The sequence below is a fragment of the Methylobacter marinus A45 genome (assembly GCF_000383855.1).
Taxonomy (GTDB): Bacteria; Pseudomonadota; Gammaproteobacteria; order Methylococcales; family Methylomonadaceae; genus Methylobacter; species Methylobacter marinus.
Window position 1 is genome coordinate 3,036,471 of record NZ_KB912877.1, and the last position, 21,502, is coordinate 3,057,972.

Below are 21,502 nucleotides of genomic sequence, written 5' to 3' on the forward strand. Positions count from 1 at the left end.
ATGGTATCAGCATCCAGTCCTGGAGTTTCTAACCGCTTATTACGACTCATAGGGGAACAACGTGAAAATGAATAATTTGACGACAGGTGTATTAGCAGCATTGCTGCTAGCCAGTCCCATAGCGGGAGCAGAAACGGAGTATCCAGCAGCTGATTTCCAGCCGAAGGTTCTTTACAAGGATGCAGAGTACAAACATGCTGAGTCTGCTTCGGCCGAAAAATCCAAGTCAGCTACCGCGGAAACAGCTCAACCTGATGAAAGATATCCCGCGGCAACTTTTAAACCGGAAGTTGTTTATCAGGATACTGAATACAAACATACTCAATCCGCTCCTGTTGCTCCAACATCAAAATCAAAACCAGCTGCTCCAAAATCGGTTTCTACCGAAGAATCAAAATCAACTGGTGCGGTAGCTACTACAGAAAAGAAAGAAGAGAAATCAATGACAAATTACTTACTTGGTTTAGGTGCTTTTGCTGTGGCGGGACTATTTTTCTTCGGCAGAAAACCTAAAGCGCCTGCTGAAAAAACGTATCCTGTCTATACCAGAGATACAACAAGCGGACTTACTGGAGTTGAAAAATATTTGAAGGAACAGGAAGCGGCTTCGGCAACCGGCGTTACCAAATACCTGGAAAGACAGACTGAATCAGAAGAAGTTGCAGAGGCTGCCGCTCCAGCAACCGGAGTGGCTAAGTATCTGGATAAAAAGGAAGAAGAATCAGCCACCGGAGTAGAGAAGTATCTGCGCAACCTGGGTTAACACATACCTGAAAATCCGGGGCATATTCCATCCGCTGCCCCGAATCCAAGAGAAATAGGCCCCCTACTTATGCTGAACCTTTATATTAAAGGTGTACATTAGAAACGCAACTGCGCAAAGGGCTCCGGGTGAATGACTGCCCCCGTATATGCGAGGGCAGTAGCCTTTTTCTTGACGTGAAGCGGGAAATAAAATACAAAGCAATCGAATGACTTAGAGCGGTCATTAACCGATCTGATTTCGAATTAGTAGCTTTAAAAATAAAAAACAGATTTGAAAATTTTTTCCCACAATTCGGTCTGAAGTCGGGTGGATTCTAGAGGTCCGATAAAAATTGCGACTCTTCTATGCGTCTCCTCCTCGGATTAAGGTAATATATACGCCCGGATTTACTTCAATGATGAGTTCTCCGCTCACGGTCTAATTGCTGCTATCTTACTTAATATTTGAATATAGTAAGTGCGCCTGCGGATTTTTTTAATTTGAAAACGAAAGGTACCATTTATGGCAAAGAATTTACTTGAACAATTGAGGGAAATGACCGTGGTTGTAGCCGATACCGGCGATATCCAGGCTATTGAAACTTTCAAACCACGCGATGCCACGACTAACCCCTCACTGATCACGGCGGCCGCGCAAATGCCGCAATATCAAGGTATTGTCGATGATACATTGAAAGGCGCCAGGGCAACATTAGGTAAGAGCGCGTCGGCAGCAGAGGTGGCAAACCTTGCTTTCGAACGTCTGGCGGTTTCTTTTGGGCATAAAATACTCGAAGTTATTCCAGGTCGTGTTTCTACAGAAGTTGATGCGCGTCTTTCTTATGATACCGAGGCCAGCATTGCTGTCGGCCGTGAATTGATTAAGATGTATGAAGAGCAAGGCGTTTCCCGCGAGCGAGTGCTGATTAAAATTGCTTCCACCTGGGAAGGGATTCAGGCTGCGGCGGTTCTGGAAAAAGAAGGTATTCACTGTAACCTGACTTTACTGTTTGGCATGCATCAGGCGATTGCTTGCGCCGAGAATGGCATTACGCTGATTTCTCCGTTTGTGGGCCGTATTCTTGATTGGTACAAGAAGGACACCGGCCGCGATTCTTATGCGCCTGCTGAAGATCCAGGCGTATTATCAGTTACCGATGTATATAACTACTATAAAAAATTCGGTTATAAAACCGAAGTTATGGGCGCAAGTTTCCGCAACATTGGAGAAATCACAGAATTGGCGGGCTGCGACCTGCTGACGATTGCTCCGGCTTTATTAGGCGAATTGCAGGCTACCGAAGGTGAATTAGTGCGCAAGCTGGATCCACAAAAAGCAGCTAATGCCCCTATTGAAAAAATCACTATGGATAAAGCCACTTTCGATCGCATGCATGCTGAAAACCGTATGGCTTCCGAAAAATTGTCTGAGGGTATCGAAGGCTTTACCAAAGCATTGGAAACACTTGAGAAACTGCTTGAAGACAGACTGGCGGTGCTTGAAGGCTAGAAAACATCCGGGCTATTCCTCTGGGGAAATTTTATTTAAAATGACCAACAGTCGGATGACGACAGTTTGATTGTCCGGAAAATTTTTCATCGTTCCCATGCCAATGCATGGGAACGATGGATGATATCGATCCGACAAGTCCATAATCCAAAATTAAAAGTAATAAATGTCTTGACAATTAGGCTCAGGCACATTTTTACTGCTGATAAAGATCAATAATAAGCTTGGTTCCGTCCTCGGGCCAGCGTTGCAATGATTCTTAAGGCTGTGAGTAGTTCTGCACGCTGAACCATCAATCAATTTAAGCCTGGCTTCCGGTGGACTCATATTTCCTGCTTATTTTCCACTGCCTTAAATATGCTGCCAGCTTAAGTGCCGAATTCACTTAATTCCCTGGCACTTCTGTTATAAGAAGAGGGTGAGAATAAAGGTTGTATGCTTTGCTCAAGCATGGCTTTAACTTCTTTATTACATTTCCCGCAGTCTTTACCGACACCGAAACATTTGACCAACTGCCTGCGACTGCACATACCCATAGCGATAGCGGCCTGAATTTGCGAGTCGGTTACAGCTTTACAAACGCAAATATACATAGTCGGTCGTTTATGGTGATATCAGCATCGTCACGATTGTGCCGAAGGTTCGATTCTGCGGCGCTTAACCTGCTTAGGGTCCGCAGTGATCTGACGATAGATTTCCACGCGGTCGCCTTCTTGCACGGTGACATCCAGTTTGGCTATCTTGCCGAAAATGCCGACTTTTTGCATGGACAGGTCGATTTCAGGATACTGGGTTAATATGCCGGAAAGGCGGATAATTTCTTCTATGGTACTGTTCTCAGGGACTTCCAGACGCATCCATAACTGTTTATCAGCCTGTGCGTAACAAACACCTACATTCATGCTATTTCCTCCGGTATCGCTTGCTCGGGTAGTAAATCTACCTGAGGCTTGTTGGCGGCGCGCTTCCGGTCCAGCAATCGTTTACCGGCAATAATAAACGCCAGCATGATGAATCCGCCCGGTGGCAGCGCCATCAACAGAAAGCCTTTATAGTCAGGAATCAGGGTCAATTCGATGAACTTGAATCCATCGCCAAGCAGCAGTGAGGCATTGGCGAATAATGTTCCGGTCGAGGCGATTTCCCTGGCTGCTCCTAATACGACCAGGGCCATGGTGAAACCTAATCCCATCATCAAACCATCCCATAAAGAAGGCGAAACAGGCTGTCTGGAGGCAAATGATTCGGCACGCCCCAGGATGGCACAGTTAGTGACGATAAGCGGGATAAACAGACCTAATACTTTATGTAATTCGTGCAGCCAGGCATTCATGACCATATCCACAACGGTAACTATCGCGGCAATCAACAATACGAAAATCGGAATACGGACTTCCGAAGGGATGAGTTGCCTGGAAAGCGAAACTATGCCGTTAGTGCTGATCAGTACTGCCAGAGTGGCCAGCCCCATGCCCAAGCCGTTGGTCGCCGTTACGGTCACAGCCAGCAAAGGGCACAGTGCCAGATATTGGCTAAATACGATATTATTGTCCCAAATGCCGTCCCGCATTATTTTTCGATAGCTATCAGAGATAAACATATTACCGCCTTCTATTTTGAGTCGATTAATTCGTTACGGTGCCGGTTAAAAAACTGCAGGCCGCGATGGACTGCTTTTACGACCGCGCGCGGCGTAATGGTAGCGCCGCTAAACTGATCGAAAACGCCGCCGTCTTTTTTGACTGCCCACTGGACATCGGTCAAGTTAAGCAGGGAGCGGCCATCAAAATCCATTATCCAGTTTGACTTGGCTGTCTCAATCTTATCGCCCAAGCCGGGTGTTTCGGCATGACTGATAATGCGTACGCCTAAAATTTCCCCCTCGCGGCTTACGCCCATGACCATGTTAATTGCTCCCGAATAACCATCAGGCGCGGCAAGTTTGAAACAGACTGCGCTGACTTGTCCGGCTTTCCTGGCGATATAGACGATGGTTTCATTAGCGCCCAAGTTGTCCTCCCTGGATGGGATAGTCAACGTATCCTTTAACAGATCATTATCATGCAATGCCGCGGGCATTACTTCTTCCAGCGATTTTTTTAAATCTTCGTCCAGTCGTTGTTGAATGGCATCCTGAGTGCCTAAATTGGTGATGCCGAGCAAAAAGCTGGCAATCAGGGCAAATCCCGCCAAAATGCCTGTTTGAAAAGTCAGCCTGGATCTCAAGCGTTCCAGATTTGACAGTTCCAGCCAGTGTTTCGGGTTTTCCTTTTCCATCGCCCCTTTGGATTCGGCAGAGTCGAGCTTCATGACTTACGCTCCTGTTCAACAGTTTTAGGCTCCAAGGGTTTTCCGTTACGATAGCGGCCGTATATTCTCGGCTTAATGTAATGGTCTATCAGCGGTGTCGCCGCGTTCATCAGCAGCACGGCAAAACCGGCGCCTTCAGGGTACGCGCCCCAGGTGCGGATAACAAAAATCAGCAGCCCGCAGCCCATGCCGAAAACGAGCTGGCCGGCCGGCGTGTTAGGTGACGTGACATAATCGGTAGCGATAAAAAACGCGACGCACATCAGAGCCCCCGAGTTCAAGTGCACTAAAGGAGTAAGGTAATGATGGCTATCCATCAGATGAAAGAAACCCGACAATACCGTGACGGTTAATAATAACGAGACGGGGATGTGCCATTTGATTACGCCTTGCCGGATCAGCCAGAGTCCACCCAGGCCAAGCAACAGTGCCGAGGTTTCGCCCAGGCTGCCGCGAGTCCAGCCTAAAAAATCAAAAAATAAGGAATAATCCGCCAATATATCGGGCAATAAATGCTTTTGTGAAAATTCGGTTTTAACGAATCCCAGCGTGGTTGCGCCGGTGATGGCATCGATAGGCGCCATAGTATCCAGGCCGGAAAAAGTAATTGACCAGCTTTCGCTGAAATTGGGAGCGTGCGATGAATTGATCGGCGCCACGTTTGCCCAGGTCGTCATTTCAATCGGAAAAGAAATCAACAACGCGACCCTGGCCAGCATGGCCGGATTGAACAGGTTTTGTCCCAGGCCGCCATAAACCTGCTTACCTAGAATAATCGCAACTCCGGAACCGGCAACACCTATCCACCAAGGTGCCCAGGGCGGCAGCGTCATGGCCACCAGCCAGCCGGTCAACAGTGCGGAACCATCCAGAATGGCGGATATGGCGACCTTGCCCGCCAGGCGCAGACAGAACGCCTCAAACAGTATGGCGGACAGGATGGTAATAATAAACAGGTTCACGGCGGGCCAGCCAAAATAGAAAAGTCCCAATGCAGTCGCCGGCGTTATGGCCAATATCACCTGCCACATAATGCGCTGGACCGTGACGTTGGTCCCGGTATGAGCACCGCTGCTAAGCTTTTTAGTTGCAATCATGCTAATGTCCCTTGTTCATTTTTTAAGCGTTCTCTTTCCGCCTTGGCCGCCAAGCGCGCTTCTTCCTCTTCCTCCTGCTGCTTTTTGATGCGGGCTATGCGGGCATTACGGTCATCGATCAACCGCTTGGTCTGTTCTGATTTGTGTTGGGCTTGCTGTCTGGCGACCAGTTCGCCAGTGGCATACTTGAAATAATGCACCAAAGGAATGTTGGACGGGCAGACATAAGAACAGGAGCCGCAACTGATACAGTCTTTAAGGCCAATGTCGACGGCGGCATCCAATTGATTGTTACGGATACGGTTAGCCATGTCTAACGGCAGTAGTCCGGCGGGACAGGCGCTGACGCATTGGGCACAACGGATGCAAGGCTGCTGGGCCGTGGATCTGATCTCCTTCCGGGTCAACGCCAGAATACCGCTGGATGCTTTGACGATCGGCAAATTGCTATGCGGCAGGGCATCGCCCATCATGGGGCCGCCCATGACGATCCGCTGTGTGGCATCCTGGTCGACGCCGCAGAAAGCAAACAATTCGCTAATCAATGTACCGATAGGCACCTCGATATTCATAGGCAATGCCACGGCACCGCCGGCAACCGTGACAACACGGTTGATCAACGGCTGATTGAGGCGGATTGCTTTATGCACCGAATAAGCCGTGCCGACATTATGCATGATCACGCCCACATCGGCGGACCGCCCGCCGGCCGGCACTTCATTGCCGGTGAGATAGCGAATCAGTTGCCTGTCCCAACCCATGGGATAGCGGGTCGGCACCTGTTCCACTTTAATAAACGGATAGGGAAGGCTGGCATCCTGCATGGCTTGATAGGCCGCGGGCTTGTTGTCCTCGATGCCGACAATCGCCTGTCCGGTCTCCATGCCGTGCAGCATCAGCCGTATGCCATCGATAATCTCTACGGCCCGCTCCTGCATCAGACGGTCATCGCAGGTTAAATAAGGTTCGCATTCGCCGCCGTTAATCAGCAGCGTGTGTATCTTGTTTTTGCGTCCCAGATTCAATTTGACCGCCGAAGGAAAGGCTGCTCCGCCCAGGCCCACGATGCCGGCGGCGCCGACGAGCAGGCTGATTTCCTCGGGATCGAGTTGAAATGGATCACCGGCCAGAGGCTGTTCGAGCCATTTGTCCTCGCCGTCCGTTTCCAGTACGACGGTGCGTATCGGCAATGCGGAAGGATGCGGGGCCGGGTAATCATTGATATCGACAATCATGCCCGAACTTGAGGCATGCACCGGTGCGGAAATCATGCCCTGACTGTGAGCCAGTAGTTGACCTTTCAACACCCGGTCGCCAACCCTGACTACCGGTTCCGCCGCTTTGCCGACATGCTGTTGCAGTGGAATATACAGTTTCTTGGGCAGCGGAAAATCAACCGCGATAGGCTGGCCGGACGTGGAGGCTTTATGTTCTTCGGCATGAACGCCACCGCGGATGCGACGCTTTTTGAATAGTTTCAGCATGTGGCGACCTCTTCGGAAACGGACGGTTTAGGCCAGCGCCAGTTGCGCAAGGTGACCTCGACCGGATGCATTTGCAGGCATTCGGTCGGACAGACGGCCACGCATTTCTTGCAGCCGATACAGGCATCGGCCACCACGGCATGTATCTGTTTCGGCGCGCCGACGATCGCATCGGTCGGACACACCTTGAAGCAGCGCGTACAACCGGTGCAGGTGTCTTCACTGACCCGGGCGACCAGCAGTTCAGGGTCTTTTACATCGCTCAGGTCGATTTCCACGCCCAGCAATTTTGCCAGTTGTTCGGCCAATGAACTGCCTCCGGGCGGGCACAAGGTAGGGGACGCTTCGCCGGCGGCCAAAGCCTCCGCGGCCGGTCTGCAGCCAGGATAACCGCATTGCCCGCATTGTGAACCGGGCATCAATGCTTCCAGTTCATCGACGATCGGATTGCTTTCAACTTTCAGATACTTGGCGGCGATACCCAGCATTAAACCCAAAATAAGTCCTAACGTAGTCAAACTTACAACGGCAGTTAAGATAAACATGATTTCCCCTTAAATAGACTATTTAGTGTACAGTCCAGCGAAACCCATGAACGCCAGTGATAAAATCCCAGCCGTAATGAAAGCGATCGGCGAGCCGGCAAACAAGACCGGCACGCTCATCAAGGCCAATCGCTCGCGCAGGCCCGCGAACAATACCATGACCAGCGTAAAACCGACGGCGGACCCGAAACCGAAAGTCATGCTTTGCATGAACCCGTATTGCGCCTGCACATTCAGCAAAGCCACGCCCAGGACCGCGCAATTCGTGGTGATCAACGGCAGGAAAATCCCCAGGATCTGATACAGAACCGGGCTGGTTTTATGGACCACCATCTCAGTGAACTGAACGACGGCGGCGATCACCAGAATGAAGGCCAAGATGCGCAGAAACTGAATATTGAACGGTGCCAGAATGAAATGCTCGATCAGCCAGCTGGCGATGGCCGCCAATGTCAAGACAAAGGTGGTCGCCAGTCCCATGCCCAGGGCCGTATCCAGCTTGTTGGACACGCCCATGAACGGACAAAGCCCCAGGAATTTGACCAGCACCACGTTATTGACCAGCGCTGTACCTAATAAAAGTAACAAATATTCGCTCACTGTTTTTTCCAGGCTGTTTTTTTACTCACCTACAGCATCAAACATGCCAAATTGATAAAAATGCCGATTCAATAAGACCTATGGCCAAAACAAGTGCGTCAATGCACTAATATGGTGCAAAAATACTGTCGCAATTAAGACATAGCGACATAGACAGGAATCCCTGTGTCGTAAACCTTACATAATTTAGGGTTGAAAATAAGGCTGCAAGGGAGATTTCGCATCCCGGATTCTGCCTATTTTTATTTCCTTACAAAATTTGGCTTTATTTTTGCTTGAGTATCGGCAGAATTCTTAATTTACGATATGACGTATGAAAAAGACCTCGTTGCAATACCTGTGGACTCATAGCAATAAAGGCAAGTGCATCAATGCAGAACTTGAAGCCATTATGCTGGGAAATGACATTGATAACAGGGGGCCGTGCGGGCTGTTTATCGAAACGGTCGAGCAGGCGCCCATCGCTATTTCCATTACCGACAAAAAAGCCCGGATCCTCTATGTGAATGAAGAATTCACCCGGGTCACCGGCTACACGCCGGTGGATGTTCTGGGCGAAAATGAATCCCTGCTATCGGACAAATCCACGCCGCGGCATGTTTATTATGATTTGTGGCATACCATCAGCAGCAAGAAGATATGGCACGGCCGGCTGATCAACCGGCATAAACAGGGGCATCGTTATCTCGCCGACCTGACTATCACACCCATGCTGAACAGTGAAAAGGAAATCACGCACTATATCGGCATGCACCGGAATGTAACCAACGACTACGAGTTCGAGAAAAAAGTCACCAACCAAAAACTGCTGATTGAATCCGTGATCAATTCATCGCCGATCGCCATGGTCGTGCTCGATGAACATGACCGGGTCATTCTGGATAATCAGCTGTATAAGGCGCTGGTCAGCGATCTGGACAAAGGCGAGCCGGGGCTTTATTTCCTGGAGCTGTTGCGCAATGAGATGGGCGACATGTGGGAGCAGCTGCAACTTGCTGAACAAGGCTTCAATAACCGGGAGTTCCGGGTGGAAACCCGGGGCCATCAGGGCGTGCGCTGGTTTTCCTGCGCCGGCAACTGGTTCGTGGAAAAAGAAGTCAATGCCGATGCTTTTTTTGAAGACAATTCAAAACGCTATCTGATACTGACCCTGACCGATATAACCAAACAACGCCGGCAAATGGAGGAACTGCATATCCAGACCCTGAAAACCATGATGGTCGAGGATGAGCGGGTACGCGGTATCAGGGAGACATTGCTGGGCGCCATGCACCAGATCCAGATGCCGATGAACCAGATCCGAGCCGCGGAGCAGATCTTTCGGCATAAGGGCGATGCCCAGCATCAAGGGCTGCTGCAGATTTTGCAGCAAATACAGAAATCGGGCGAAGAAGCGGTTGCGACCATGCAAAAATGCATCCCCGAGATCTATCAAACGGCCATTATTCCGGTCAATCTTAACAAAATCCTGCATGAGATGATGCTGCTTAGCGAGCAACGTTTCATGAGCCATGACATCGAAGTGCATTGGCATCCCATGCAGGCGCTGCCGACGATCCTGGGCTCGGAAAATCGCCTGCGCATCTTGTTCAAGCAACTCATCGATAATGCGATCGAAGCCATGAGCGAATCCGGTTCCGGGGAGTCGCGGCTTAAAATCACTACCGATTCCGATGCCGACCTGGTCTACGTCTGCATAGAAGATAGCGGCCCGGGCATTCCCCCCGATAAGCGCTCCAAAGTATTCGAACCTTTTTATACCACGCGACCCATGGGCGGTAACCAAGCCGGTATGGGATTGGTCATGGTCAAGGAAATCATCAACCAGCATCAGGGATTGATCGAAATAGACCCGAATTATCATCAGGGTTGCCGCTTTATCATCAGTTTCCCCATGCGCAGAGTGTCGGAATAGCGAGTAAGTATAATGATTGAGCGTACCGAATTAATAGAAGCCGAACTGGACACCTTATACTTGATCAGTCAGGTCTTGAACAGCACTCAAGACTTGCACGCCAAACTGCAAGGCGTGCTGGAAATTCTGCATAAAAGATCCGGCATGCGTTCAGGCATGATTGCATTGCGGGAAACCGAAAATAATGCCATGGTCGTCACGGCCCTGCACAGCGACGGCCCCGTCAAACCGGCCCAACCGGTCAGATACCAGCCGGGCGAGGGACTGGTCGGCACCATACTCGATGCCGGCAGCACCATCGTGGTCGAAAAAGTAGCCGAGGAACCGCGCTTTTTGGGCAGGCTGGGGCTGTACGATCCCGAGTTGCCGTTCATAGGCTCACCCATTTATGTGGAAAAAAGCGAGCTGGTCGGGGTACTGGCGGCGCAGCCCACCAACAGCCTGTTCCTGGGTGAGCGGGCCCGTTTTATGGAAATGGTCGCCAATCTGATCGCGCAAAGCGTCAAGATGCTTCGGGCCATGGAGCGCAAGCAGCGTGATCTGCTCAGCGAGCGGGATCATCTGAAACAGGCCCTGATCAAGAACTACAGCTTTGAAAATATCGTTGGCCATTCGCCGCCGATGCTGAAAGTGTTCGACTTGATTCGCCAGGTCGCCAAATGGAATACCACTGTCCTGATCCGCGGCGAATCGGGCACCGGTAAGGAAGTCGTCGCCAATGCCATCCATTTCAACTCGGGCTGCGCCAGCGGACCGTTCCTGAAGCTCAATTGCGCGGCCCTGCCGGATACCCTGTTGGAATCCGAATTGTTCGGCCATGAAAAAGGCGCCTTCAGCGGCGCCCTGACGCAACGCAAAGGGCGCTTCGAACTGGCCGACAACGGCACCCTGTTTCTGGACGAGATCGGCGAGATATCGGCCTCGTTCCAGGCCAAGCTGCTGCGCGTGCTGCAGGAAGGCGAATTCGAACGCGTGGGCGGCACCAAGACCATCAACGTCAACGTGCGCATCATCGCCGCGACCAACCGCAATCTGGAAGAACTGGTCACCGAGGGCAAATTCCGGGAAGACTTGTATTACAGGCTGAATGTCATGCCCATCCACATGCCGGCCCTGCGCGACAGAACCGAAGACATCCCGCAACTGGCCGAGTTTTTGCTGGGCAGGATATCAGCCCAGCAGGGCGGGCGTTACCTGGAAATCAAGGACAGCGCTATCCGCATCCTGATGAAGCACAACTGGCCCGGCAATGTGCGGGAACTGGCCAACCGGCTCGAGCGGGCCGCAATCATGAGTCCCAACGGCGTGATCGACAGGGACGTCATGGTCAACACCGGGCTAGAGGATGAAATCGGTCACCAGGCCGTGCTTAAACCCCAAAAAGCCCTGCCAGTCGATGTCAACGATGAAACGCTCGATGACCGTGAGCGGGTGATCGCCGCGCTGGAGCAAAGCGGTTGGGTGCAGGCCAAGGCCGCAAGGCTGCTCAACATGACGCCGCGCCAGATCGCCTATCGCATCCAGGTGCTGGATATCACCATGAAGCAAATTTAACCGAGGTCGGCTGGGTTGATAAACCCGGCATTCGAGGACTGCCTGCAAGGAAAAAAACAATGACTATTTTATACGTGCAACACGATTATGCCGTCTTCGGCTTCGGCGAGACCCGGCAAGAAGCCATTGCCATGGCCGCGCAATGGCTAACAGACGCCACAGGCAAACAAGGCTGCTCGATAGAGTATGCCGAAAGCCTATTGGTGACTTCACCCAAGCCTGGGCAAATGACACTCTACGAAACAGACGAAACCATCCCCGCCGAAGCCGAAAACTGGGGTGGCGAGGAATTGCTGGAATGGTATTACGATGTGGCTTGAAGTTGGATGACGAACGGGATCACTGCGACCATTTTGCGGTCTGATTTTTATTCTCAGCTCTTATGAAAACGGTATCAAAAACCTGAAGGCAACGGAGATAGCATGATGACAATGACCGCTATGCCGACGGCGCGCTTCGGTCACGGCCGCCAGACTCATCGGTGACCGAGCCGGAGGCGCGATGGCTGGACTTTCTGCAATGGGCCTTGCCGCGCCTGGGACTGCGCTGGCCGGGATTCCGGAAAGTGCGGCGCCAGGTGATCAAGCGCGTGGCGTGCCGTATCGCAACATTGCAATTGACTGATCTGGAAGGCTACCGCCGCTATCTCACGACTCACGAGCAGGAATGGCAGATACTGGACACGTTCTGTCGGATCACGATCTCGCGTTTTTACCGCGATCGCCAGATGTTCGATGTGCTCGCCCGGGAAGGCTTGCCGGAACTGGTCCGTCTATGTCGACATCGCAATGGGCTCCGGCTCTATGGCTGGAGCGCAGGCTGCGGCGCTGGCGAGGAAGCCTACACGCTGGCCTTGATCTGGGCGTTGCAAATCGCGCCGCGGGTTCCGGATATCTCGTTTTCACTGACCGCCACGGACGCCGATCCGGCCCAGATCGCGCGAGCCCGGCGCGGGTGCTACCCGGCCAGCAGTCTCAGGGAATTGCCTTCGATTTGGCGCGAGCTCGCCTTTACCGAGGATCAGGGGCAGTATTGCATCAAGCCGGAATACCGCCGACCGGTAAGCTGGAAGGTGCAGGACCTGCGTAAAGCCATGCCGACCGGACCCTTCGACCTCATTCTCTGCCGAAATCTGGCGTTTACCTACTTCTCGGCCGACCGGCAGCAGGAAATCCTGCATCATCTCGATGCCTGCCTGGCGACGGACGGGCTGCTCGTGATCGGCGTGCATGAATCGCTGCCCGAGTGGCCTCCGGGCTGGAGTGCCTGGCGGCCGGGACTGCCCATCTACCGTAGAAGCCGGTAGGGAGGGCGGCATCCTGTGCTGGGCCGCGGCACTCGACAGCGCGAGCAAGCAGGCGAAATTGCCCCGGCTATTACCAAAGATTGCGTGATTGATTCATTGTCCGATTGATTACAAAACTCGCCTATATACCTGTTGTGTTTGCGACATCGTCCGCATAAAACTAACTAAATGCATTAAAAATCAATAACATAATATATTGGCACGGCCTATGCATTTACTTTATGCAAACATAACTTACGAGGTCAAATATTATGGAATTGCCAGTACTCAATGATGCACCCAAAGCAGCAGGCGGATGTTCAGCAGGTTCCTGTGGTTCAACCGATGATCAAATGGATCAACTGCCCGATTCAATTCGGGAGAAGGTCCAGAACCATCCCTGCTATTCGGAAGACGCCCACCATTATTTCGCCAGAATGCACGTGGCTGTGGCGCCCGCCTGTAACATTCAATGTCACTATTGCAACCGTAAATACGATTGCGCCAATGAATCGCGTCCCGGCGTGGTTTCGGAACTGTTGACGCCCGATCAGGCCGTTAAAAAGACCATGGCCGTGGCCGCCACCATTCCGCAAATGACGGTATTGGGCATTGCCGGCCCCGGCGATCCGCTCGCGAATCCGGAACGTACGTTCGAAACCTTCCGCCGGCTGAGCGAGGAAGCGCCCGATATTAAATTGTGCGTATCCACTAACGGCCTGGCTCTGCCCGATGCCGTGGAAGAGTTGTCCAAACACAATATCGATCATGTCACGATTACCATCAATACGGTCGACCCTGAAATCGGTGCGAAAATCTATCCCTGGATCTTCTGGAATAACCGCCGCATTAAAGGCGTAAAAGCCGCGAAAATCCTGATCGAACAGCAACAGAAAGGCCTGGAAATGCTGATTGCCAAAGGCATTCTGGTTAAAGTCAACTCGGTCATGATCCCGGGCGTCAACGACAAGCATCTGGCTGAAGTCAGTAAAGTCGTCAAATCCAAAGGCGCGTTTTTGCACAACGTCATGCCGCTGATCGCCGAAGCCGAGCATGGCACGTTCTACGGCGTGATGGGGCAGCGCGGTCCTACGCCCGATGAATTGCAAGACCTGCAGGATGCCTGCTCCGGCGACATGAACATGATGCGCCACTGCCGTCAATGCCGCGCCGATGCCGTAGGCTTGCTCGGCGAGGATCGCGGCGATGAATTCACGCTGGACAAGATCGAGGACATGAAAATCGATTACCAGGCGGCGATGGAAAAACGCAAGGTCATCCATGAAGCCATTCAGGCCGAGATGGACAGCAAGCGCCTGGAGAAAGCGGCCAAGGTCGAGCAGTTCAAGCAAGAACCCAAGCTTGATACGCGCCCGGTATTGATGGCGGTTGCGACCAGCGGACAGGGCGTGATCAACATGCACTTCGGCCATGCCAAGGAATTTCTGATTTATGAAGCCTCGCCGGACGGCGTGCGCTTTATCAGTCATCGCAAAGCCGATCAATATTGCGGCGGCGATACCACCTGCGGCGAAACCGAATCGACCCTGATGCGCACGATCCGGTCGCTGGAGGGCTGTGAAGCGGTGCTGTGTTCGAAGGTCGGCTATGAACCTTGGGAACAGCTGGAAGCGGCCGGTATCCAGCCGAACGGCGAGCATCCCATGGAACCGATCGAGGAAGCCGTCATGGCCGTTTACAAGGAAATGGCCGCGGCGGGCAAGCTGGATGCCAAGCCTGAAGCCGCCAGAGCAAGTGCATAAAAGCTGCACAGTAACACAGGGTGGCAGCGCGCTTGCGCCCACCCTGATCATTGGAATATTTAGGCATGCATGCCTGCAAGGCATGCATGCCCCGCGATTCTTAGGAGCCTGATATGGCGGTAAAAATTATTGAATCCTGCGTTAACTGCTATGCCTGCGAGCCGGTTTGCCCCAGCCAGGCGATCTATGAAGCCAAACCGCATTTTCGGGTCAACAGCAAAAAATGCACCGAATGCGAAGGCGACTATCCGGTTTATCAATGCGCCAGCATTTGCCCGATAGAAGGGGCCATACTCAATTCGCTGGGCGAGGCGATCAATCCGCCCGGATCCCTGACCGGCATTCCGCCGGAAAAAATGGCCGAAGCGATGGCCGAGCTGCAAGCCCACTAAACACAGGACGACAGCCGTGGCTACGGTCTATTTCTACGAAAAACCCGGTTGCATCAACAATACCCGGCAAAAGAAACTGCTGACGGCGGCAGGCCATCAGGTGATTGCGTGCAATTTACTGACCGAGCCCTGGCTGAAGGAACGCTTGCGTGCCTTCTTTGGCAATGAACCCGTGCATCAGTGGTTTAACTACAGCGCCCCGGCTATCAAACATGGCGAGATTGATCCGCTTGCCATCAGCGAAGAGATGGCCTTGACGCGGATGCTGGAAGAGCCATTACTGATTCGTCGCCCCCTGCTCCAGGTCGGCGACGAAAGAATGGTCGGCTTTGACCAGCAGAAAATAGACAGCTGGATCGGCTTGCGCGAGATCAACATCGACAGCGACCTGGAAAGCTGCCGGCGAAAAGCAGTCGAAAGCTCAACAGCCAAGTTGCAACCATGAGCAAAGTTCCGCAGCTGATCAAGGATGGACAGGTCCAGGCGGTGGCCTTATCGGAGCGGGTGCACTGGATAGGCGCGCTCGACCCGACCCTGCGTACCTTCGACATCATCCTCAAAACGGCCAATGGCACCAGCTATAACGCCTATGCGGTGCGGGGCAGCGAAGGTGTTGCCATTATCGACACCGTTAAGGAAAATTTTGCCGGGGATTTCTTTGCCCGGCTGGAAACCGTGGCGCGCTATGACGAAATCAAAGTCATCGTCCTGAATCATCTGGAGCCCGACCATACCGGCGCCTTGCCCGAACTCATGCGGCGGGCGCCCCAGGCGCAGCTTTATATCTCGCAGAAAGCCCAATCCATGCTCAAGGCCCTGCTGAAGCAGGACGAATTTGAATTCACGCCCGTGATGACCGGCGACCAGGTGACCTTGGGCGACCGGTCGCTTGAATTTTTCCATACGCCGTATCTGCATTGGCCCGATACGCAATGCACCTATCTGCCGGAGGAACGCATCCTGTTCTCGGGCGATGTCTTCGGCTGCCACTTTTGCGACCTGCGCCTGTTCAATGACGAAGTCGGCGATTTCCGTTTTTCCTTTGAATATTACTACGCCCACATCATGCGGCCGTTCAAGGAGCATGTAAACCGTGCCCTGGATCTGATCGAGCCCTTGCTGCCCATCAGCCAGATCGCCCCGGCGCACGGCCCGCTGCTGCGCGATCAACCGCAACGCTATGTGCATCGCTATCGCGAACTGTCGCGGGCGGTCCAGCAAAGCGAAACCGGCGAAGGCCCCAAAACCCTGCTGATTTTTTACATCAGCTCGTACGGCAATACCCGGCGCATGGCTGAGGCCATCTATGAAGGCGCCATGACCGTCAACAACGTGCGCGTGTCCCTGTTTGACCTGGAAGGCGGTGAAATAGCCCCTTTCGTCGATTTGATCGAGGGCGCGGACGGCCTGTTGTTCGGCACGCCGACCATCAACGGCGATGCCGTCAAGCCGGTTTGGGATTTATTGTCGTCCCTGGCCGTCGTCAATCTCAAAACCAAACTGGGCGGCGTGTTCGGGTCTTACGGCTGGAGCGGCGAGGCGGTGAAAATGGTTGAGGATCGCTTGCGCGGTCTCAAATTGCGCGTCCCCATTCCGGGGCTGCGCGTTAAATTAATTCCGACCGAGGAAGAAATCCGGAACTGCCGCGAATTTGGTCTGGAATTGGCTCGGGAACTGACGGGGGTGCGGCAATCCAGAGTGATTGACATGGCTGATCTGGCGTAGGGTACGCATCGCGTACCTTTTATGGTTTGGCAATGGTACGCGATGCGTACCCTACAATTTTTTAACCACATTAAAGAGATACCACCATGGCGAAAGCAAGCATAACGTTTGAAGACATCAATATCACCGTATCGGCGCCGGCCGGCACCCGGATTATCGAAATCTCGGAAAAAGTCGGTTCCGGCATTACCTACGGCTGCCGCGAAGGCGATTGCGGCACCTGCATCATGAAAGTCACCGACGGCTGGAACAATCTGACCGAACCATCAGTGCTGGAGGACAAGGTCCTGCGCGAAAACATGGCCGGCAAGCATAACCGCCTGGCTTGTCAGGCTCAGGTCCTGAGCGGGAAAATCTCCGTCAAGCCGGTATGAACGGATCCGTCCGTAAATCGTGATAATCAACTCAATTTTTAAGGAAACGTGTTATGGCCATAGTTACTTTTTCAAGCCCTGAATACCGGGACAAAACCGTCTATGCTGTCGCTGGCAGCCATACCCAAACCGTGCTGAAACTGGCGCGGGAAAACAAAATTCCGATCAATTTTGAATGCGAAGACGGCGAATGCGGCACTTGTCTGGTTAAAGTCAGCAGTATCGATAAAAAACTCGAGCGCATGGGCGGCCCTTTAACGGAAAAGGAAAAAACCGTATTAAGGCAATCCGGCAAAATCACCAAGGAAGAGCTGGAGCAGATGATCGTCGATGACCTGCCATCGCCCTGGCGTCTGGCCTGTCAGATGATCGTTCGCGATGAAGACATTCTGGTCGAATATTGATGATGGCTGCCATGCCCCGGCTCCAGGATGACAGGGAAAGGTTGTATTCCCGGTTGAAATCGCAAGCGATAGCGACGCCCAACCACGAATGGCTGGCCTGCATCGTGGCCAGCTGGTGTGCCGGTGCAAGCGCCTTGCCCGACTATCTGGGCCTTGAGCCCTTGCAGTTTAACGAACTGGTCGGCCACTTTTTTCCGGGTTGCGACGTGCCCGAACAGGCGCCTTCGGGCATACGGCCGGATTTCAGCCGCATGCTGGAACGGGACGATCTGGTCAATCTGCTTAAGCAATACAGTCAGGCCTACACCTTTGAAAACAACTGTATCATTTCCATTATCGTGGCCGGGTGCCTGGGCAGCGATCACTTGTGGCAGGATTTGGGGTTATGGAGCCGCGGCCAGTTGAGCGACATGCTGGGCTACAATTTTCCCGGGCTGGCCGCCAAAAACGACAAGGACATGAAATGGAAAAAATTCCTGTATAAACAGCTCTGCGAGGCGGAAGGCCTGTACCTTTGCCGCGCGCCGTCCTGTGATGTCTGTGCCGATTATGCCAAGTGCTACGGTCCTGAAGACTGAGCAATCGATTCGCCTGAATATTTCACTACGAAGGATTGCAGGGACAGGAAATGATCCCGTCATTTCTCTGCATTCACCCCATCCATGGGGATTATGCAGGAGGTAGGTAGAAAACTGCTCCTGCTCACGCTAAGTACCTACATCCCTATGTAGGCAACGCAGGAGCAGCGTAGCGGTGTGCCGAGGACGCGAAGGCTTTGAAATATGCTTTCGCTTGCTGCCGTAAAGGAGACTGCCGATAGAAAGCGCTCCCGCACGCTATCCCTACCGGCCTCGCGCCAAAAATAGACTTTCAACAAACACCGTCTTTATCGTAGACTTTTGCCTGTTGGAGATAACCTCTTACAGCAGGCGGCCTGCCTGCTAAACCGATCAATAACCCGTTCTGACCTTTTGGAGCGATAAATAGTGGACAGAGAGAATTTACAGACAAAATTAGCGGAATTGCTGCCGATGATCGAGTCTTTCCGGTTCGACGAACAATATGACAACGAAGAGCTTTACACCACGCTCAACATCTTGGAAGCCGATATCCGGTCGGTATTGAAAATACTGGCCAATCCCAAGCCCAACCCCTTCATGGTGATCTAACGCGCCGCCGCGTAACGCGCCTTTTCCGGTGCGTTACGCCCATCCGCCGATAGCCGCAACGGCGGCAATGGCACTATGAGGCAAGACAGATGGCCCGACCATGATCATGGACCTCAACCAGGCAGCTATGCAGACTTTTAATCGCCTGTTCATAATCATCGACATTGATAATAAACTGCATATCGACTTGGCGCATGGATTGATGCATGGCCAACACACTGATATTGTGGCTGGCTAAAGCCCCCACTGTTTTGGCCAGAATGCCAGGCACTTGCATATCGCTGCCGATTGCCGAAACGATGGCCACTTTCTGCTGGTCGATTTCCGAGTCAGGAAATGCCTCTTCAAGCACCCGTCGAATCCGTTCTATCGTTTTCAGGTTCGTGGACAGATAATGCGTAATGGTGTTGGCATTAATGTCCTTGGCAATGATACTGGCGTTGAAGCGGCGTATCGCGGTCAGGATTTCGCGATCGTATCGATCAATATTACCCGCCATGTCCTGATCGAAAATTTCCAGGGCATAAGCGCTTTTGCAACCAGCGATAATTTCCACGCACGGGGTATCGCTGACGTAGTCACCGGTAATCAATGTGCCGCTGTGGTCCGGTTCAAACGTATTTTTGACGCGCAAAGGAATATTGTTCCGGCGAAGCCCCTTGGCAGCCTTGGGGTGTATCGCCTCCATTCCCAGGTTAGCCAACTGGTCCGCGACATCATAGTTAGTGCGGCCAATGGGAACCGTGTTTTCTTCACCTACCACCCGCGGGTCGGCACTGCTCAGGTGAAACTCCTTGTGTATGACGGCTTCCTGGGCCTGGGTCAATACCGCAATCCGGCTGAATGTCATTTCGCTGTAGCCCCGGTCGAAACTGGACATCAAACCCTCCTCACTGTGCGCATAGCCGGTGACGATGGGCAGTTGGGTATCGAAATCAAGCCCTTCAAAAGCCAACTGAATATGATCGTCCAAAGCAAAATGCCGCGTGGATCTCCAACCCGTTAAATCAATGAAACAAGCATTAACCCCGTCACATTTTAACAGCTGCGCCATGTTCCAGGCGCTATGCGCTTCGCCGATACTGGCAAGCATTTCCCGGACTGTAGCCAGGTGAGAATCCAGGGCAAAATGGCCATGCTGGCAGAGACGATGCAGGTCCGTTAAACAGCGTTCGGCATCATCGAGTCGTTCGCCGATAAAGGCATCAGCTTGCGCCAGCAGGTCGCCGTTTTCAAAGAGAGCGGCATTAATGCCTTGCATTTTTGCTCTTAAAGTCTGCAGCGCTTGACGCCAGCCATCATCGTCATCATTGTTGGCGAACAAGGAAAAAACGCCGGGTTGCCCTGTTTTTTTATGCTCCAGCAGGTCGTTGGTGACCCCGGCATAGGCCGAAACAACAAAGATGCGCTGATAAGGCTGGGCGCTTCGTGTGGGTTTGAAAATAATGTTGTCGCGTACCGCGGCATAATTGCTCATGGAGGTGCCGCCAATTTTTTCTACACTATGAAAATTCATGTTGCTGTTCTCTTGGTTCCTTTTGTGCGGGTTACTGATAATCGTGTTCGGAAAGGGCTTTACTGTAGTGGCGCAAAACGCTGGCGAAACCCATGGTGGCCAGGGGGGCGCGCAAAAACTCACCCGTCCGGTGGCTCGGCTGTCGCGGCTTTAAAGCGTCTGTAGAAAAATAAGGAAGCTAAAAAACCACAGGTAATCCAACCTGTCATTAGTTAGTTGGCGGCAAGCCCGGCGTTACGGGTATAACCGGTGCCGCCGATAATTATAGGAATGATGTTGCCTGTTGCCATCGTGGATAAGGCTGCCAGCCTGGGTTTGATACGGGCGCCGGCGGGGTGAGGGTTTTGCGCGATATCGCGGTTTTGCCTGACGGACAATAAGTCCGGCACAGCAGATACAAATAAAGAGCGGACAAAGAAAATAATCATAATTGCAATCTGGGTGAAACCCACGCCCACTAAGGGTTGTAGGCGTACGCAGCGGAGTCTGTAGTTCCTTGTTTAAAATATTTTATTTATCAATATGTTACAGTACAAGCTTGGCTGTTTCAAATTTTAAGGGGCAATTAAGGCCGCATTCGGTCGGAATTTAAAGTGCTTACCACCCACTTCATGGGGGTCAAAAATGCCGCCGTGCAAGGTTCCGATCAGTGCTTTGCGACCGCTTCCTATAGCCGCAACGGCGCGACCTGGCCGGTCAGACGGTAATTACGGTAATCATCCAGCACCATCGCATGATCGAAAGCCAGTTCGGCGGGAAGGTTGTCGAATGTAAAAATCCCGCAGTTTTTGGCATCGTCCGCCGCCACGGGCGTGCCGTGCGCTTCGGCGACATAACAGGCCGTCACGGTATGATTGCGTGGATCGCGCTTGGGATTGGAATAGAGACCTAACAAAGCCGTCAGCCGGATATCGAGGCTGATTTCCTCCTTCGCCTCGCGTATGGCGGCATGCTCCATGGTTTCGCCGACATCGACAAACCCGCCCGGCACGGCCCAGCCATAAGGCGGATTGGCACGCTCAATCAAAACAAACGGCCGTCCGGGCAGATCGATCAGTTCAATCAAGGTATCGGCGGCAAGCAACGGCGTAACGGGTTTGTACATAATGGCTCCT

At 52.5% G+C, this 21,502-nt stretch carries 25 protein-coding genes; 14 read left to right on the plus strand and 11 right to left on the minus strand.

The features are described from left to right. The first annotated feature begins 67 nt into the window (after window positions 1-67). Both METMA_RS0114400 and METMA_RS0114405 read left to right on the plus strand, forming a co-directional pair. On the plus strand, window positions 68-763 hold the full coding sequence (locus tag METMA_RS0114400) for a hypothetical protein (RefSeq protein ID WP_020159799.1): 696 nt from the start codon (window positions 68-70) through the stop codon (window positions 761-763). A gap of 504 nt (window positions 764-1,267) precedes the next feature. After that, window positions 1,268-2,254, plus strand: coding sequence for a transaldolase (locus METMA_RS0114405; protein WP_020159800.1), 987 nt, complete (start codon window positions 1,268-1,270; stop codon window positions 2,252-2,254). Between the two features lie 368 nt (window positions 2,255-2,622). Here METMA_RS0114405 and METMA_RS26520 read toward each other — a convergent pair whose 3' ends face one another. From METMA_RS26520 to rsxA, 8 genes are read right to left on the minus strand one after another with little or no spacing between them, the layout of a single operon-like run. Continuing rightward, on the minus strand, window positions 2,623-2,847 hold the full coding sequence (locus METMA_RS26520) for a (2Fe-2S)-binding protein (RefSeq protein ID WP_081917851.1): 225 nt from the start codon (window positions 2,845-2,847) through the stop codon (window positions 2,623-2,625). Between the two features lie 30 nt (window positions 2,848-2,877). After that, window positions 2,878-3,156 (minus strand): RnfH family protein, encoded by a 279-nt coding sequence (locus tag METMA_RS0114410; protein ID WP_020159801.1) that lies wholly within the window; start codon window positions 3,154-3,156, stop codon window positions 2,878-2,880. Continuing rightward, the gene (locus tag METMA_RS0114415) at window positions 3,153-3,854 is read right to left on the minus strand and encodes an electron transport complex subunit E (RefSeq protein WP_020159802.1); all 702 of its coding nucleotides are present in this window, start codon (window positions 3,852-3,854) and stop codon (window positions 3,153-3,155) included. The genes METMA_RS0114410 and METMA_RS0114415 overlap by 4 nt, the downstream gene beginning before the upstream one ends. Before the next feature lie 11 nt (window positions 3,855-3,865). After that, complete coding sequence (gene rsxG / locus METMA_RS0114420) at window positions 3,866-4,564, minus strand: electron transport complex subunit RsxG (protein ID WP_020159803.1); 699 nt, start codon at window positions 4,562-4,564, stop codon at window positions 3,866-3,868. Beyond that, window positions 4,561-5,661, minus strand: a complete 1,101-nt coding sequence (locus tag METMA_RS0114425) for an RnfABCDGE type electron transport complex subunit D (RefSeq protein WP_020159804.1) — start codon at window positions 5,659-5,661, stop codon at window positions 4,561-4,563. The genes rsxG and METMA_RS0114425 overlap by 4 nt, the downstream gene beginning before the upstream one ends. After that, window positions 5,658-7,145: an electron transport complex subunit RsxC gene (rsxC, locus tag METMA_RS0114430; RefSeq protein ID WP_020159805.1), complete on the minus strand. Its 1,488-nt coding sequence runs from the start codon at window positions 7,143-7,145 to the stop codon at window positions 5,658-5,660. The genes METMA_RS0114425 and rsxC overlap by 4 nt, the downstream gene beginning before the upstream one ends. Continuing rightward, the gene (gene rsxB / locus METMA_RS0114435; protein ID WP_027147353.1) at window positions 7,139-7,690 is read right to left on the minus strand and encodes an electron transport complex subunit RsxB; all 552 of its coding nucleotides are present in this window, start codon (window positions 7,688-7,690) and stop codon (window positions 7,139-7,141) included. The genes rsxC and rsxB overlap by 7 nt, the downstream gene beginning before the upstream one ends. Before the next feature lie 18 nt (window positions 7,691-7,708). Then, entirely contained in the window at window positions 7,709-8,290 is a 582-nt protein-coding gene (gene rsxA / locus METMA_RS0114440; protein ID WP_020159807.1) for an electron transport complex subunit RsxA, read from the minus strand. 313 nt (window positions 8,291-8,603) lie between these two features. Here rsxA and nifL point away from each other — a divergent pair, with 313 nt between their 5' ends. The 12 genes from nifL to METMA_RS24650 all read left to right on the plus strand — a co-directional run bounded on the left by nifL (window position 8,604) and on the right by METMA_RS24650 (window position 18,871). After that, window positions 8,604-10,205 carry a nitrogen fixation negative regulator NifL gene (nifL, locus tag METMA_RS0114445; protein WP_020159808.1) on the plus strand — a complete coding sequence of 534 codons (1,602 nt, stop codon included), beginning with the start codon at window positions 8,604-8,606 and terminating at the stop codon, window positions 10,203-10,205. 12 nt (window positions 10,206-10,217) lie between these two features. Continuing rightward, entirely contained in the window at window positions 10,218-11,759 is a 1,542-nt protein-coding gene (gene nifA, locus METMA_RS0114450) for a nif-specific transcriptional activator NifA (protein ID WP_020159809.1), read from the plus strand. 59 nt (window positions 11,760-11,818) lie between these two features. Continuing rightward, complete coding sequence (locus METMA_RS0114455) at window positions 11,819-12,079, plus strand: hypothetical protein (RefSeq protein ID WP_020159810.1); 261 nt, start codon at window positions 11,819-11,821, stop codon at window positions 12,077-12,079. 161 nt (window positions 12,080-12,240) lie between these two features. Continuing rightward, window positions 12,241-13,065 (plus strand): CheR family methyltransferase, encoded by an 825-nt coding sequence (locus tag METMA_RS0114460; protein ID WP_020159811.1) that lies wholly within the window; start codon window positions 12,241-12,243, stop codon window positions 13,063-13,065. 251 nt (window positions 13,066-13,316) lie between these two features. Continuing rightward, a complete protein-coding gene (gene nifB / locus METMA_RS0114465) occupies window positions 13,317-14,807 on the plus strand; it encodes a nitrogenase cofactor biosynthesis protein NifB (protein ID WP_027147354.1) in 1,491 nt (496 codons plus the stop codon). A gap of 113 nt (window positions 14,808-14,920) precedes the next feature. After that, on the plus strand, window positions 14,921-15,199 hold the full coding sequence (locus tag METMA_RS0114470) for a 4Fe-4S dicluster domain-containing protein (protein WP_020159813.1): 279 nt from the start codon (window positions 14,921-14,923) through the stop codon (window positions 15,197-15,199). A 16-nt stretch (window positions 15,200-15,215) separates the two neighbouring features. Next, complete coding sequence (locus tag METMA_RS0114475) at window positions 15,216-15,644, plus strand: ArsC/Spx/MgsR family protein (RefSeq protein WP_020159814.1); 429 nt, start codon at window positions 15,216-15,218, stop codon at window positions 15,642-15,644. Beyond that, complete coding sequence (locus METMA_RS0114480) at window positions 15,641-16,924, plus strand: FprA family A-type flavoprotein (RefSeq protein ID WP_020159815.1); 1,284 nt, start codon at window positions 15,641-15,643, stop codon at window positions 16,922-16,924. The genes METMA_RS0114475 and METMA_RS0114480 overlap by 4 nt, the downstream gene beginning before the upstream one ends. A gap of 86 nt (window positions 16,925-17,010) precedes the next feature. Further along, a complete protein-coding gene (locus METMA_RS0114485; protein WP_020159816.1) occupies window positions 17,011-17,298 on the plus strand; it encodes a 2Fe-2S iron-sulfur cluster-binding protein in 288 nt (95 codons plus the stop codon). 53 nt (window positions 17,299-17,351) lie between these two features. Next, complete coding sequence (locus METMA_RS0114490) at window positions 17,352-17,702, plus strand: 2Fe-2S iron-sulfur cluster-binding protein (RefSeq protein ID WP_020159817.1); 351 nt, start codon at window positions 17,352-17,354, stop codon at window positions 17,700-17,702. Between the two features lie 11 nt (window positions 17,703-17,713). Further along, a complete protein-coding gene (locus METMA_RS0114495; RefSeq protein WP_232216361.1) occupies window positions 17,714-18,280 on the plus strand; it encodes a nitrogen fixation protein NifQ in 567 nt (188 codons plus the stop codon). A gap of 408 nt (window positions 18,281-18,688) precedes the next feature. Continuing rightward, the gene (locus METMA_RS24650) at window positions 18,689-18,871 is read left to right on the plus strand and encodes a hypothetical protein (RefSeq protein WP_036250897.1); all 183 of its coding nucleotides are present in this window, start codon (window positions 18,689-18,691) and stop codon (window positions 18,869-18,871) included. A gap of 73 nt (window positions 18,872-18,944) precedes the next feature. On the opposite strand, the gene METMA_RS0114505 is transcribed toward METMA_RS24650, so the two are convergent. From METMA_RS0114505 to METMA_RS0114520, 3 genes are all read right to left on the minus strand, one after another. Next, window positions 18,945-20,387, minus strand: coding sequence for an aspartate kinase (locus METMA_RS0114505; protein WP_020159820.1), 1,443 nt, complete (start codon window positions 20,385-20,387; stop codon window positions 18,945-18,947). Window positions 20,388-20,599: 212 nt separating this feature from the next. Then, window positions 20,600-20,815 (minus strand): hypothetical protein, encoded by a 216-nt coding sequence (locus tag METMA_RS0114515; RefSeq protein ID WP_152565079.1) that lies wholly within the window; start codon window positions 20,813-20,815, stop codon window positions 20,600-20,602. A gap of 239 nt (window positions 20,816-21,054) precedes the next feature. Then, a complete protein-coding gene (locus tag METMA_RS0114520) occupies window positions 21,055-21,492 on the minus strand; it encodes an NUDIX domain-containing protein (RefSeq protein WP_020159823.1) in 438 nt (145 codons plus the stop codon). Between the last annotated feature and the right edge of the window lie 10 nt (window positions 21,493-21,502).

What these genes read in the sequence shown, in the direction of transcription:
- METMA_RS0114400 (WP_020159799.1), top strand. Translation starts at nt 68, where the DNA reads ATGAATAATTTGACGACAGGTGTATTAGCAGCATTGCTGCTAGCCAGT.
- METMA_RS0114405 (WP_020159800.1), top strand. Translation starts at nt 1,268, where the DNA reads ATGGCAAAGAATTTACTTGAACAATTGAGGGAAATGACCGTGGTTGTA.
- METMA_RS26520 (WP_081917851.1), bottom strand. Translation starts at nt 2,847, where the DNA reads ATGTATATTTGCGTTTGTAAAGCTGTAACCGACTCGCAAATTCAGGCC.
- METMA_RS0114410 (WP_020159801.1), bottom strand. Translation starts at nt 3,156, where the DNA reads ATGAATGTAGGTGTTTGTTACGCACAGGCTGATAAACAGTTATGGATG.
- METMA_RS0114415 (WP_020159802.1), bottom strand. Translation starts at nt 3,854, where the DNA reads ATGTTTATCTCTGATAGCTATCGAAAAATAATGCGGGACGGCATTTGG.
- rsxG (WP_020159803.1), bottom strand. Translation starts at nt 4,564, where the DNA reads ATGAAGCTCGACTCTGCCGAATCCAAAGGGGCGATGGAAAAGGAAAAC.
- METMA_RS0114425 (WP_020159804.1), bottom strand. Translation starts at nt 5,661, where the DNA reads ATGATTGCAACTAAAAAGCTTAGCAGCGGTGCTCATACCGGGACCAAC.
- rsxC (WP_020159805.1), bottom strand. Translation starts at nt 7,145, where the DNA reads ATGCTGAAACTATTCAAAAAGCGTCGCATCCGCGGTGGCGTTCATGCC.
- rsxB (WP_027147353.1), bottom strand. Translation starts at nt 7,690, where the DNA reads ATGTTTATCTTAACTGCCGTTGTAAGTTTGACTACGTTAGGACTTATT.
- nifL (WP_020159808.1), top strand. Translation starts at nt 8,604, where the DNA reads ATGAAAAAGACCTCGTTGCAATACCTGTGGACTCATAGCAATAAAGGC.
- nifA (WP_020159809.1), top strand. Translation starts at nt 10,218, where the DNA reads ATGATTGAGCGTACCGAATTAATAGAAGCCGAACTGGACACCTTATAC.
- METMA_RS0114455 (WP_020159810.1), top strand. Translation starts at nt 11,819, where the DNA reads ATGACTATTTTATACGTGCAACACGATTATGCCGTCTTCGGCTTCGGC.
- nifB (WP_027147354.1), top strand. Translation starts at nt 13,317, where the DNA reads ATGGAATTGCCAGTACTCAATGATGCACCCAAAGCAGCAGGCGGATGT.
- METMA_RS0114470 (WP_020159813.1), top strand. Translation starts at nt 14,921, where the DNA reads ATGGCGGTAAAAATTATTGAATCCTGCGTTAACTGCTATGCCTGCGAG.
- METMA_RS0114480 (WP_020159815.1), top strand. Translation starts at nt 15,641, where the DNA reads ATGAGCAAAGTTCCGCAGCTGATCAAGGATGGACAGGTCCAGGCGGTG.
- METMA_RS0114485 (WP_020159816.1), top strand. Translation starts at nt 17,011, where the DNA reads ATGGCGAAAGCAAGCATAACGTTTGAAGACATCAATATCACCGTATCG.
- METMA_RS0114490 (WP_020159817.1), top strand. Translation starts at nt 17,352, where the DNA reads ATGGCCATAGTTACTTTTTCAAGCCCTGAATACCGGGACAAAACCGTC.
- METMA_RS0114495 (WP_232216361.1), top strand. Translation starts at nt 17,714, where the DNA reads ATGCCCCGGCTCCAGGATGACAGGGAAAGGTTGTATTCCCGGTTGAAA.
- METMA_RS0114505 (WP_020159820.1), bottom strand. Translation starts at nt 20,387, where the DNA reads ATGAATTTTCATAGTGTAGAAAAAATTGGCGGCACCTCCATGAGCAAT.
- METMA_RS0114515 (WP_152565079.1), bottom strand. Translation starts at nt 20,815, where the DNA reads ATGATTATTTTCTTTGTCCGCTCTTTATTTGTATCTGCTGTGCCGGAC.
- METMA_RS0114520 (WP_020159823.1), bottom strand. Translation starts at nt 21,492, where the DNA reads ATGTACAAACCCGTTACGCCGTTGCTTGCCGCCGATACCTTGATTGAA.